10 protein-coding genes are annotated in these 13,007 nt (G+C 60.1%); 4 read left to right on the forward strand and 6 right to left on the reverse strand.

Features of this window, described 5'->3' with window-relative positions:
• Positions 1-61: 61 nt before the first annotated feature.
• The 3 genes from V6L79_RS00850 to asd are packed head-to-tail and all read left to right on the forward strand — an operon-like array spanning position 62 to position 3,341.
• The gene (locus V6L79_RS00850; protein ID WP_261742511.1) at positions 62-1,600 is read left to right on the forward strand and encodes an HDOD domain-containing protein; all 1,539 of its coding nucleotides are present in this window, start codon (positions 62-64) and stop codon (positions 1,598-1,600) included.
• Positions 1,601-1,637: 37 nt separating this feature from the next.
• On the forward strand, positions 1,638-2,465 hold the full coding sequence (locus tag V6L79_RS00855) for a rhodanese-like domain-containing protein (protein ID WP_321837253.1): 828 nt from the start codon (positions 1,638-1,640) through the stop codon (positions 2,463-2,465).
• Positions 2,466-2,474: 9 nt separating this feature from the next.
• The gene (asd, locus tag V6L79_RS00860) at positions 2,475-3,341 is read left to right on the forward strand and encodes an archaetidylserine decarboxylase (RefSeq protein ID WP_261739982.1); all 867 of its coding nucleotides are present in this window, start codon (positions 2,475-2,477) and stop codon (positions 3,339-3,341) included.
• A gap of 109 nt (positions 3,342-3,450) precedes the next feature.
• On the opposite strand, the gene serB is transcribed toward asd, so the two are convergent.
• Positions 3,451-4,662 (reverse strand): phosphoserine phosphatase SerB, encoded by a 1,212-nt coding sequence (gene serB / locus V6L79_RS00865; protein ID WP_261739983.1) that lies wholly within the window; start codon positions 4,660-4,662, stop codon positions 3,451-3,453.
• A gap of 132 nt (positions 4,663-4,794) precedes the next feature.
• Here serB and V6L79_RS00870 point away from each other — a divergent pair, with 132 nt between their 5' ends.
• Positions 4,795-6,345 carry an AhpA/YtjB family protein gene (locus V6L79_RS00870; RefSeq protein ID WP_338579685.1) on the forward strand — a complete coding sequence of 517 codons (1,551 nt, stop codon included), beginning with the start codon at positions 4,795-4,797 and terminating at the stop codon, positions 6,343-6,345.
• A 68-nt stretch (positions 6,346-6,413) separates the two neighbouring features.
• Here the strand turns inward: V6L79_RS00870 and V6L79_RS00875 are convergent, their stop codons facing one another.
• The 5 genes from V6L79_RS00875 to parE all read right to left on the reverse strand — a co-directional run bounded on the left by V6L79_RS00875 (position 6,414) and on the right by parE (position 12,976).
• Positions 6,414-7,118: a membrane integrity-associated transporter subunit PqiC gene (locus tag V6L79_RS00875; RefSeq protein ID WP_261739985.1), complete on the reverse strand. Its 705-nt coding sequence runs from the start codon at positions 7,116-7,118 to the stop codon at positions 6,414-6,416.
• Positions 7,119-7,297: 179 nt separating this feature from the next.
• Positions 7,298-9,562 (reverse strand): DNA topoisomerase IV subunit A, encoded by a 2,265-nt coding sequence (gene parC, locus V6L79_RS00880; protein WP_261739986.1) that lies wholly within the window; start codon positions 9,560-9,562, stop codon positions 7,298-7,300.
• An 11-nt stretch (positions 9,563-9,573) separates the two neighbouring features.
• Positions 9,574-10,095 carry a TIGR02281 family clan AA aspartic protease gene (locus tag V6L79_RS00885; RefSeq protein ID WP_261739987.1) on the reverse strand — a complete coding sequence of 174 codons (522 nt, stop codon included), beginning with the start codon at positions 10,093-10,095 and terminating at the stop codon, positions 9,574-9,576.
• On the reverse strand, positions 10,092-11,072 hold the full coding sequence (locus V6L79_RS00890; protein ID WP_261739988.1) for an esterase-like activity of phytase family protein: 981 nt from the start codon (positions 11,070-11,072) through the stop codon (positions 10,092-10,094). The genes V6L79_RS00885 and V6L79_RS00890 overlap by 4 nt, the downstream gene beginning before the upstream one ends.
• Positions 11,072-12,976, reverse strand: a complete 1,905-nt coding sequence (gene parE / locus V6L79_RS00895) for a DNA topoisomerase IV subunit B (protein WP_261739989.1) — start codon at positions 12,974-12,976, stop codon at positions 11,072-11,074. Before parE ends, V6L79_RS00890 begins: the two co-directional genes overlap by 1 nt.
• Positions 12,977-13,007 lie beyond the last annotated feature (31 nt).

The following is a 13,007-nucleotide window of genomic DNA, read 5'->3' on the forward strand; positions in this document are numbered from 1 at the left end:
CCGAAAAGCCATTCAACCCATTACGGGCGTGTCCACAATCGATGATGACCGCGTTCCCACCATGGCCAACGAAACCTGCGCACCGACATCTACACCCACCACCCTCGATGCCTGGGTCGCACGCCTGGACGCTGTTGATCTGCCGATTCCGCAGAACAGCCATCTGCGGGCATACAAGGCAATCAACGACAATCGACGCTCATTGCGCGAGATTGCCGAGGTCATGCAGGACAGCCCGGCACTCGCGCTTAGGCTGATTCGCGAGGCTAATCAGCAAGCCCAGAGCAGCCTGAGCGAGCCGGCCGAAAGCCTTGAAGTGGCCATCAATCGCCTGGGCCTGAAACGTACGCAAGCATTGCTCGAAAACGTACCCGCCCTGGCAATCGAAGAAATCCCGCTGGCCTATCGGCAAATCCAGCTCATCAGCCAGCATGCGGCACAACAAGCCATTGGCCTGTTCGGCAATCGTCTGGCGCGGCTCTGGCAAGAAATTTATTGGAGCAGCTTGCTGTTTCTGTCGCCGCTGTGGGCCCTGGCGCTTGCCCACCCGCTACTGCTTGAAGCCTGGGAACGACGGGTAATCGAGCAAGGCGAGTGCGCCAAAAAAGTCGAGCTGGCCCTGTTTGGTGTACCGCTGTTTGAGATCTGCCGCACGCTGGCCGAGCTGTGGCGACTGCCGGCCTGGGTGACGCATAGTCATACGGTAATCACCAACGAGCGTCGCACGCTGGTCAAGGTGTTGCACATTGCACGCGACACTCATCATCCGCTGCGCCAGCAACAGCAGCTGGACGCAGAGCCGGCACTGCGGCGCTGGCTCAACCATCCCGCCAACAGCGTGTTACTGGCCAACTGCCTGGCGCTGTCGGCCCAGCAGGCCTGGGACACACCGCATAATTTGCGCTGGCAGTTTATCACCAGCCTGTACCTGCAAATGCCGCTGGATGAAGTGCAACAGCAGGCGCACCAACAGGCCGTGAGCAGCGCACGCTACCACTCGCTGCCAGACCTCTGGCACCCGGCCCAGGCGTTGCTCTGGCCGTGGGATGCACGCCGTACCGGCCCCGCCGCGCTGGCTGCACCACCGCCATCGGCCGAGGCACTGACCGCGTGGCGCAAGCATTGTGGGGAACTGTTGGAGCAACCGAGCGCGTTTACTAACCCGATGCACCTGACCACCTGCGCCCGTGAAGCCTTGCTCGCGTGCGGCATGCGCCGGATGATGTTGCTGACCCCCGATAAAACCTCGACGACTCTGAGCGTCAACCAGATGGCAGGACTGGCAAAGACCGCCCTCGACCTGAATCTGAACATCAGTGAGAGCACGGCGCTGCAACGCTTGATGACGCAACCGGCGCAAGTACGCCTGACGCCCGAGAACAACGCCGTGATATCCGCTGTTTTGCCCTATAGCCTGCGCAGCCTGTTCCCTGGCGAGCATCTGCTGCTACGCTCGCTGAGCAGCAACGGTCGCGTAGTCATGCTGATCCTCGCGGATCAGGGCGGCGGGCCACTTTCTGAAACCAGCGTGCAGGCATTTGGCAAAACCGCCCAATGTATCGAGAAAGCCCTGAATAGCTTTAGTACTCGCGGGCGCTAGCGCTACAATCCCCCCTTTTTTGCTCTGGAGGCTTCACATGCCTGGCTTCTCTGGCTTGCCGTTAGTGATTGAGCCCAGCGACCTGCTCGCCCGGCTCGACGCCCCCGAACTGATTCTGGTCGACCTGACCAGCGTCGCGCGCTACGAAGCCGGGCATATTCCGGGGGCTCGTTTCGTCGATCCCAAGCGCACACAACTGGGACTGCCACCGGCACCCGGCTTGCTGCCGTCCCAGGCTGCGCTCGAGACGCTGTTCGGTGAACTGGGGCATAACCCGAATGCGGTCTACGTGGTGTATGACGACGAAGGCGGTGGTTGGGCCGGGCGGTTTATCTGGCTGCTGGATGTGATCGGGCACAAGGCTTATCACTATCTGGATGGCGGCATACACGCCTGGATTGGCGACGGTTACGCAGTCAGCCAGGACGTACCGCCAGCCGCCAATGGCACAGTGTCACTGACCTTGCACGACGAGCCTACCGCGACCCGCGAGTACCTGCAAAGCCGCTTGGGCGCTGCCGACCTGGCAATCTGGGATGCGCGCACCGCAGCCGAATACACGGGCGAAAAAGTGCTGGCGGCCAAGGGCGGGCATATCCCCGGAGCGAAGAATTTTGAATGGACCGCTGGCATGGATAAAGCCCGCAGCTTGCGAATCCGCACTGACATGGCGCAGATCCTCAAGGATCTGGGCATCACGCCAGACAAAGAAGTGATTACCCACTGCCAGACTCACCACCGTTCTGGCTTTACTTATCTCGTCGCCAAATCGCTCGGTTATCCGCGCGTCAAAGGCTACGCCGGCTCTTGGGGCGAATGGGGCAACCATCCCGATACGCCTGTCGAGCTGCCTGTAAAAAATTAAGGACCTTGAATGAAAAAGCGTTTGTTCCTCCTCAGTCAGTACCTGTTGCCGCATCACCTGCTCTCACGTCTGGCCGGCTGCATTGCCGAATGCCGCGTGCGCTGGTTCAAGAATGCGTTCACCACCTGGTTCGCCAAGCGTTATCAAGTGGATATGTCCCAGGCACTGGTTGAGGACGTTACCGCCTACGAGCACTTCAACGCCTTCTTCACCCGCGCCTTGAAAGACGGTGCCCGCCCGCTGGATCAAACCCCCGGCGCGGTGTTGAGCCCTGCCGATGGCGCAGTCAGCCAGTTGGGCCCGATTGAGCACGGTCGCGTGTTTCAGGCCAAAGGTCACAGCTACAGCGTGCTGGAGCTGGTGGGTGGCGATCCTGCTGTGGCGGCACAGTTCACTGGCGGCGACTTTGCCACCATTTACCTGTCGCCCAAGGACTACCACCGCGTCCACATGCCACTGGCGGGCACCCTGCGCGAAATGATCTACGTACCGGGCCGCCTGTTCTCGGTTAATCAGACCACGGCCGAAAACGTGCCGGAGCTGTTTGCCCGCAACGAGCGTGCCGTGTGCATTTTTGATACAGAGCGTGGCCCGATGGCCGTGGTATTGGTTGGCGCCATGATCGTGGCATCGATTGAAACCGTGTTTGCCGGTCTGGTAACGCCGCCTAAACGCGAGCTGAAAACCTTCCGCTACGACGAAGCTGCCCGTGCGCCGATCCATCTGGAGAAAGGTGCCGAGCTGGGTCGCTTTAAACTGGGTTCTACCGCCATCGTGCTGTTCGGCGCGGACCAGGTGAAATGGGCTGAAGGCCTGACGGCGGGCTCGCCGGTGATGATGGGGCAGAGCATTGGTGCGCCGGCTCACGCCGAATAAAACATAAACCTTACCCTGTGGGAGCGGGCTTGCTCGCGATGCTGTCAACTCGGTACATCTGAATCACCGAGGTGATGCCATCGCGAGCGAGCCCGCTCCCACAGTTTATTTACAGGCCCTTACGATCACGCTGGCCCAGCAGATACAACACGCCATCCAGACCCAGGGTCGAAATGGCATGCTTGGCCGACTTTTTAACCAGCGGCTTGGCACGGAATGCCACACCCAGCCCGGCAATCGCCAGCATCGGCAAGTCGTTGGCACCATCCCCGACCGCAATGGTCTGCTCCAGACTCAAGCCTTCCTTTTGCGCCAGTTCACGCAGCAAGTCCGCCTTGCGTTGTGCGTCAACAATCGGCTCGACCGCGACACCGGTCACCTTGCCATCCACCACTTCCAGCTCGTTGGCAAACACATAGTCGATGCCCAGCTTCGCCTGGACCTGCTTGGCGAAGTAGGTAAAGCCGCCCGACAGGATGGCAGTCTTGTAGCCCAGTCGTTTGAGCTCAGCAAACAGTACTTCGGCGCCTTCGGTCAGGCGCAGCGAGGCACCGATGGCATCCAGCACGCCCACATCCAGACCTTTGAGCAGCGCCATGCGCTCCTTGAAACTGGCCTTGAAGTCCAGCTCACCGGCCATCGCACGCTCGGTGATTGCAGCCACCTGTTCACCGACACCCGCAGCCTTGGCCAACTCGTCGATCACTTCGGCTTCGATCAGCGTGGAGTCCATGTCGAACACCGCCAGACGGCGATTGCGACGGAACAGGGTGTCTTCCTGAAGCGCGATGTCCACGCTCAGTTCCTGCGCCAGGTTGAAGAAGTCGGCACGCAGCGCATCCACATCTACAGGCTCGCCGCAAACACGCAGCTCGATGCAGCTTTTGCTCAACGCAGTCGGCGCATCCAGCGGCACACGGCCTGACAGGCGATCCGTCTGCTCGATGTTCAGCCCATGCTGGCTGATGATCGAGGTCACACGCTGCAACTCACAGGCCGTCACTTGACGACTCATCAGCGTTACCACATGACGGGTCTGACTTTGCTCGTTGACCCAGCGCTGGTAATGCTCTTCGCTGATAGGGTCAAAGCGCAGTTGCAGGCCTTCCTGGGCAATCAATGGCTGCAAGTCTTTGAGCACCGCCGAAACCAGCTCTGCTTGCGGAATTTCCACCAGAAAACCCAACGACAAAACGCCATGGATGGCGGCCTGACCGATGTCGAGAATATTCACACCATTGCTGGCCAGTACACCGGTAATGGCCGCAGTGAGACCCGGACGATCTTCACCGGTGATGTTTATCAGGACGATTTCGCGCAAGGCACACCCCCATTCGCTAAAAAAAACGCATTCTACCCACTTTCAGTGACCATCGGGCACCGCCAAGGCTTTGCCGTCTCCGGGCTGCTCGCTATACTGCGCACCAACTTAACGGACTAAGAGCCGCGCTCAGTGAACCGGCCATTGCCTGTCAAAACAGATAACTTCTTCCTGCTGATCTTCCGGGCCCTGCGCGATCGTCGCGTTCCGCTTGCTCTGCGCATTGCCACCCATAACGTGATTCTGGTCGCCTTGGCGCTGGTCATCTACGCCGTAGTGATGGGACTGCAATTCAAGCAGGCCATGCACGAACAGGCCGATGCCCTGGGTCAGAGCCTGACCACGCAAACCGCTACCTCGGCGACCGAGCTGCTGGTGTCCAACGACATCCTCAGCCTCAACGTGCTGCTCAACAACCTGACCAAAAATCCACTGGTGGCCCACGCGGCTATCTATAGTGTCGATAACCGCATCCTCGCCGAAGCCGGGCAACGTCCCAAGAACGGCCTGTTGGGCGAAACCGAGGGCGTGTATCAAACCAAGATCACCTTTCAGGATGTGACCGCTGGGCATCTGCGTATCAGTCTGGATATGAACCAGTTTGAGCAGCCGATGACCATCAGCCTGCAGAGCATGGGCATCTTGAGCGCCATATTACTGGCCCTGGCATTGGCCTTGAGCTTGCGTTTGGGTCGCCATATCACCACACCGCTGTTGCAACTGCGGGTATGGCTGCGCGAACCCGACCCGTACACCCCGGCCATTCAGCGCCAGGATGAAATCGGTGATCTGGCCCGCCAGCTTCACTCCCGCCTGGCCCCTCCGGCACCCGAGCCGGAACCCGAGCCAGAACCGGAAGAAGACTACGACGACAGCGACTACGAAGAAGCCGAAGACAACGAGCCTACTTTCGAAGTACGCAACCTGAGCGACCCTACTTTCGATGAGACCCCACCTGCCCCTGCCCCTAAAGCAGCACCCCGGCAGTTGATCAACACCGAAGAAGACGAGAACGACGACGAAGATCCGTTCGCCGATCTGCGCGACACTGGCACCACCAAAGCGGCGCCGGTTGTGCTGGCCAAGCCCAAACCGGCCGCGTCCACAGCGCCACAGCCAAGTGCCGTGCTCGCAGTGCAACTGGGCGCACAAGAACAACTGCGTCGCCTACCCCGCGCCCGGTTGATGGAGCTGCTGGAGCGCTATCGCGACTGCCTGAATCAGGCGGCTTCGCTGTATCAAAGCGAGCTGCACACACTGAACGATGGCAGCACGCTGATGTTGTTCCACAGCGAAGACAGCGGCGAAGACTACCTGACCAACGCCATTTGCTGCGGCGAACTGCTGCGAGCCCTGGGTCACGCCTTGCAGATCGAAGTCGCGGACAGCGGCATCACCCTGCAATTGCAACTCGGCCTGGTACTGGGCGAAGGCTTGAGCGGCATCAGCCAGATTGACCTGCTGCTGACTGAAACCGCGCAGGACGCCCTTGCCCTGTCGCAACACAGCCGCAACCTGCTGCTGGTTGAGCGCAAGATCAGCGACGACTCGCTGATTCGTCAGCGTGCCCGCATTCGTCCGATTGCCAGCCCTGAAGGCGCCTGCTGTGTTGAGCGCCTGATGGAGCCCTACCCGTCCATGCTGGAACGCCAACTGGCGCGGATGCACGAGAGCCGGGTATAGAAGAGGGCTTTTGACCTTCCATAAAAAATCCCGCACATGTGCGGGATTTTTTGTTTCTGGCATTTAACCTAGAAGCGGAACACTTCCATGTCCGTACGAATCGGTGAAGCCATAGGGATTTTCGGCTTTTCCGCTTCTTGCTTCGGCTCGGCACGGGCCGCTGGTTTGCGCGGTTCAACCAGCGGTGGCTGGTTGGCCAGTGGTTTAAGCGCCACTGCCAATTGCTCGCTCAACTGCTGCAGCAACTTGCCTTGCGCCTTGACCTGATCAGCCGTGCTGCCCGCATGCGGCTGCTCCAGGTGAACAATACGGTTGTCACGCACCTGCCCGCGACGGTCAATCAAACGCCATTGCGCATCCAGCACTGCGGGCAGGTTCTTGCCCGAGTCCAGGCGAGTGATCGACAGCAGTACCTGTACATCCGGGCTGAAGCCCGCAGTGGCAGGCGCCAGAACAACACGCTGGCTGTCCAGACGCCACGCCAGCTGGCGCACCAGCAGTTGATCGATATCTGACGACAGGCTGCCAGCCCATCGACCGTCGGTTGCGGCGCTCAGGCTGCCATCGGGTTGACGTTGCAGCAGGGTTTCACGTTGCAGGTAGTCGGCCACGCTGATCGGGCCAAGTACCACGGCCATGCCGGCGCTTTGCGCAGGCTGGCCGGGGGTGCCGCTGTCCAGTTGGTACAAGGCCGCGGGCTGGTGCGTGCTGCACCCCGCCAGACCCAACACACCGGTCAGCAACGCAATTAAGGGAAGGCGTAGAACGTTCATCATTCCATCCAGGTGGCCGCCATATGGCAGGCCGCAGTGTGATTCTCGAAAGGTTCGCAAGGCACATTGCCATGAGCCGTGTCGCAAACGCGGCATATCATCCGCGAATATTGGACCTGACTCCAGCGCTGTCGCGCCGATCTGCGCGTAAAAAACGCAGATCGGGCACCTAAACAGGCTTAATTGGGTATTTCTACCAACAAGGCATCCACACGCTGGAAGCCTCGCGGCAGTTTGTTACCCCGCCGGCCACGCTCACCTTTGTAGTGCTCAAGATCATCCGCCTTGAGCGACAAGGTGCGCTTGCCTGCCTGCAACACCAGTGTGGCGTTGTCCGGGAGCACGGCAAGGTCAGTCACATATTCTTCACGGTTGGCCACGCGATCGCCGGGAATACCGATGATCTTGTTGCCCTTGCCCTTGCCCAGTTGCGGCAGGTCGCTGACTTTGAAAATCAGCAGGCGGCCCTCGGTAGTCACGGCTGCCAGCCAGTTGTGCTCGCGGTCGTTGACGGGCTTTGGCTGCATGACTTGCGCGCCTTTGGGCAGGCTGAGCAATGCCTTGCCAGCCTTGTTTTTGGCTTGCAGGTCTTCACCCTTGACCACAAAACCGTAACCAGCATCAGAGGCGATAACGTACAGCGCATCGTCTTCCGGCAACAGCACACATTCAAAGCTTGCGCCGGGCGGTGGAGTCAAGCGGCCGGTCAGCGGCTCACCCTGGCCACGGGCCGACGGTAAGGTGTGCGCCGCCACCGAGTAGCTGCGCCCTGTGGAGTCGATAAACACCGCAAATTGATTGGAACGTCCGGCCGCGGCGGTTTTGTAACCATCCCCCGCTTTATAGGACAAACCTGTCGCATCCAGGTCGTGACCTTTACCGCAACGCACCCAGCCTTTTTCAGACAGAACAACCGTGACCGATTCAGTCGGCACCAGTTCGTTTTCCGACAGGGCTTTGGCTTCAGTACGAGACACAATTGGCGAGCGACGGTCGTCGCCATAAGTTTCGGCATCGGCCAGCAATTCGGTGCGGACCAATTTTTTAAGCTTGGTTTCGCTGCCCAACAGGGTTTGCAGCTTGGCCTGCTCTTTACGCAGCGCATCTTGCTCGGTGCGCAGCTTCATCTCTTCAAGGCGGGCCAACTGGCGCAAGCGCGTGTCGAGAATGTAGTCAGCCTGGATTTCGCTCAGGGCAAAGCGCGCAATCAACTCGGCCTTGGGGTGTTCCTCGGTACGGATGATGTGAATCACTTCATCGAGGTTCAGGTACGCGGTAAGCAAACCGTCCAACAGGTGCAGGCGACGCTCGACTTTATCGAGGCGAAACTGCAGTCGGCGGCGCACCACATTAACCCGGAACTCCAGCCATTCCACCAGCAAAGCGCGCAGGTTTTTCAGCTGCGGCTTACCGTCCAGACCGATGATGTTGATGTTGACCCGGAACGTGGACTCAAGCTCGGTTACGGCGAACAAGTGCTGCATCAGTTCGTCGAGATCGACCTTGTTGTTACGCGGAATGATCACGATACGGCACGGGTTTTCGTGGTCAGATTCGTCGCGCAGGTCAGTGACCATTGCCAGCTTGGTCGGCTTGGCCTGCATCAGGGCCGCGATCTGCTCCAGCACCTTGGCACCGGATACCTGATGCGGCAGCGCGGTGACCACGATGTCGCCGTCTTCAATGTGATAAACGGCACGCATGCGCACCGAACCACGGCCGGTCTGGTAGATCTTCAGCAGGTCAGCACGGGGGGTGATGATTTCAGCTTCGGTCGGGTAGTCCGGGCCCTGAATGTGCTCGCACAGCTGCTCAACGGTGGCCTTGGGCTCGTCGAGCAAGCGCACGCAAGCCGCTGCCACTTCACGCAGGTTGTGCGGCGGCACGTCGGTGGCCATGCCCACGGCGATACCGGTGGTGCCATTGAGCAGGATGTTCGGCAAACGTGCGGGTAATACCGCAGGTTCGTCGAGGGTGCCGTCAAAGTTTGGCACCCAGTCCGCAGTGCCCTGGCCCAGCTCGCTGAGCAGCACTTCGGAGTAACGCGATAAGCGCGCTTCGGTGTATCGCATGGCCGCGAACGACTTGGGATCGTCCGGCGCACCCCAGTTGCCCTGACCGTCGACCAGGGTGTAGCGATAGCTGAACGGCTGCGCCATCAACACCATGGCTTCGTAGCACGCCGAGTCGCCGTGGGGGTGGAACTTGCCGAGGACGTCACCGACGGTACGCGCCGATTTCTTGTGCTTGGAGTCAGCGTCCAGCCCCAATTCGCTCATGGCGTAAATAATACGCCGCTGTACGGGCTTAAGGCCGTCGCCGATATGCGGCAGGGCCCGGTCCATGATTACGTACATGGAGTAGTTGAGGTAGGCCTGTTCGGTGAAGTCGGCCAGTGACCGGCGTTCTACGCCGTCCAGGCTGAGTTCAAGGGAGTCGCTCATGCGGACCTCATTCAGTTCGTTGTCTGGCGCAGCAGCATGGTGCCGCCGCGCTGGGTAAATTCAAGTTTGTTCAGCGCACTCATGCCCAGCAGCACTTGCTCGCCTTCCAGCCCCGGAGCCGCCACTGCACGCACGTCGCGCAACACAATGGCGCCCAGTTGCAGCCGGTCGATGCGGGTCTGATAGCCCTGGGTGCGGCCATTGGCGGTGTTCAGGGTCACGGGGACACCTTTGGGCAACGCCAGTTGTCTGGCCAGATCCATCGGCACTGCCACATCGGTGGCGCCGGTATCCAGCAAAAACTCCACCGGCACGTTGTTGATCCGGCCGCTGGCGACGAAGTGACCCTGCGCGTTGCCGAGCAGTTTGACCTCGATATAACCCTCGCCTTGTTGCGAGGTGACTTCGGTATTGGGGTTTGCCTGACGCTGTTCCCAGCGCCCGAAAAATTGCGCTGCCAGGTACAGCCCGGCACACCAAGCCACGATCATGAAGACGCGACCGACACCTTTACCCGGTGCTTGCTGGCTCATGATTTGACACTCCAACCACCTTGCGGGGCAGCAAAGCGCCAGACGATGGGGCGCTTCTCGCCATCGGCACGGACATGGTTGCCGTTGTCGACACCGATCCAGGCGCCTTTGGCATCCAGGCTCAAGGCCTCGGCATTGCCATAGGCGCTGTTATAAAGCCGCCCTTCGGTCAAAGCATCATTGCCAAATGACCAGCAGCGCTCGATTTCACCCGTATCCGGGGTACGCCGACAAATGCGATAGGCCATGCGCTCAAGGGTAAACAGCTTGCCCTCGAACAGCGCCAGATCGGCAAAATCCTTTTGCTGGGCCCTGGCCTTGAGCTGAGGCGGCGCCTGTTCAAGACCGCCTTCACTCATGAGTACGCAACCGCCTGCGCAATCCCACACACTCTGTTTTTTGCGGATGGTCAGCAAGCCACGGCGCTCACGCTCCGCCGCCAGCCAGATCTGGTTGCCCTGCGGGTTGATGGCGATGCCTTCAAACAACGCATTAAAATGCAGCAACATGCCACTGGCACGGGCCTGACGCACCAACGTCGGGTCAATCTTGAGCCAGGCCGGCGCGCCCGTCAGCGGAACTTGCAACACAGCGGCATGGGCTTCACTGACCACATAGCGGTTGCCCGCGTCGTCGCACGTGATGCCTTCAAAATCCAGAGCACCGCCGCGCAACGGGCTGATGGCTTTACCCATCATCCGTACACCCCACGGCAAGCCGCTTTCCGGCGGCGGCGGAACTTCAATGCTCAGGGCCTCGGCTTGCCACACGGTAGTACGCTGATCAAGGCGATAAATCTGATCATCATCGCGATCCGAGACGGTCCACAACTCACCTGAACACAGCGCCAGGCCAGACAGATTGCCACCGCGCATGCCTGCAACCGGGTGCTCTGACTGCAGCACCAGCTCTGGCCAGGTATTGGCCATGACTGGCGCAGCACCCAACCAGAGCAAGCCCAGCAAGGCACTGCGCATCAGGCCAGCACCTGCGCCAGGTTACCTTTGGATTCGAGCCATGACTTGCGATCACCGGCGCGCTTCTTGGCCAGCAGCATATCCATCATTTCGCTGGTAGCAGCGTAATCTTCCAGCGTCAGTTGCACCAGACGACGGGTATTTGGGTCCATCGTGGTTTCGCGCAACTGTGGCGGGTTCATCTCACCCAGACCTTTGAATCGCGTGACCTGTGGCTTGCCACGTTTTTTCTCGGCCACCAGCCGGTCAAGAATGCCGTCACGTTCTGCTTCGTCCAGGGCGTAGAAAATCTCTTTGCCCAAGTCGATGCGGTACAGCGGTGGCATCGCCACGTACACGTGACCGGCGTCCACCAGCGGACGGAAGTGCTGCACGAACAACGCGCAGAGCAAGGTCGCAATGTGCAGACCGTCGGAGTCGGCGTCGGCCAGGATGCAGATTTTTCCGTAGCGCAACTGGCTGATATCGGCTGCGCCCGGATCGACACCGATGGCTACGGCGATGTTGTGCACTTCCTGACTGGCCAGCACTTCACTGCCGTCGACTTCCCAGGTATTGAGGATCTTGCCGCGCAACGGCAGGATCGCCTGGAATTCCTTGTCCCGTGCTTGCTTGGCTGAGCCGCCAGCGGAGTCACCCTCTACCAGGAACAGTTCGGAACGCATCGGGTCCTGCCCGGCACAGTCGGCCAGTTTGCCCGGCAAGGCTGGGCCTTGGGTGATGCGCTTGCGCTCGACCTTTTTACTGGCCTTGAGCCGACGTCCGGCGTTGTTGATCGCCAGTTCGGCCAGCTGCATGCCCATCTCGGGATTGGCGTTGAGCCACAGGCTGAAGGAGTCCTTGATCACGCCCGATACAAATGCTGCCGCTTCACGGGAGGACAGTCGCTCTTTGGTCTGGCCGGAGAACTGCGGTTCCTGCATCTTCATCGACAGCACGAACGCAATGCGTTCCCACACGTCTTCGGGCGCCAGCTTCACGCCACGCGGCAGTAAGCTGCGGAACTCGCAGAACTCGCGCATTGCGTCGAGCAAACCCTGGCGCAAACCGTTGACGTGAGTACCGCCCTGAGCTGTAGGGATCAGGTTGACGTAGCTTTCCTGAACGCTGTCGCCCCCTTCAGGCAGCCACAGCAAGGCCCAGTCGATGGCTTCTTTATTACCGGCCAGGCTGCCGCAGAACGGCTCATCCGGCAGGCGTTCGAATTCGCTGACCGCGTCGACCAGATACGAGCGCAGGCCGTCTTCGTAATGCCACTCGACCTTTTCGCCGGTGCCTTTGTCTTCAAAGCTGACCAGCAGCCCCGGGCACAGTACGGCCTTGGCCTTGAGGACGTGCTTGAGACGGCTGACCGAGAACTTGGGCGAATCGAAGTATTTGGGGTCCGGCGCGAAGTACACGCTGGTGCCGGTGTTGCGCTTGCCGACCGTACCGATGACTTCCAGATCGGTGGCTTTATAGCCATCGGCGAAGGTCATCTGGTATTCGTTGCCGTCGCGCTTGACCTTGACCCGCACCAGCGTCGACAGCGCGTTGACCACCGAGATCCCCACGCCGTGCAGGCCGCCGGAGAACTGGTAGTTTTTGTTGGAGAACTTGCCACCCGCGTGGAGCTTGGTGAGAATCAGCTCGACACCTGACACACCCTCTTCCGGGTGGATGTCCACCGGCATGCCGCGCCCGTCATCGCTGACTTCCAGTGAGTGATCGGCGTGCAGAATGACTTGCACCGACTTGGCGTGACCGGCCAGGGCTTCGTCGACGCTGTTGTCGATGACTTCCTGAGCCAGGTGGTTGGGCCGACTGGTGTCGGTGTACATGCCAGGGCGTTTGCGCACCGGGTCGAGGCCCGAGAGGACTTCGATGGCGTCGGCGTTATAAGAGCTAGCGCTGGGAGTGGCCATAGGGTCTCGTCGTTAGTCGTAAGTGAAAAAT

The sequence above is a fragment of the Pseudomonas sp. ML2-2023-6 genome, from assembly GCF_037055265.1.
GTDB classification, from domain to species: Bacteria; Pseudomonadota; Gammaproteobacteria; order Pseudomonadales; family Pseudomonadaceae; genus Aquipseudomonas; species Aquipseudomonas kulmbachensis.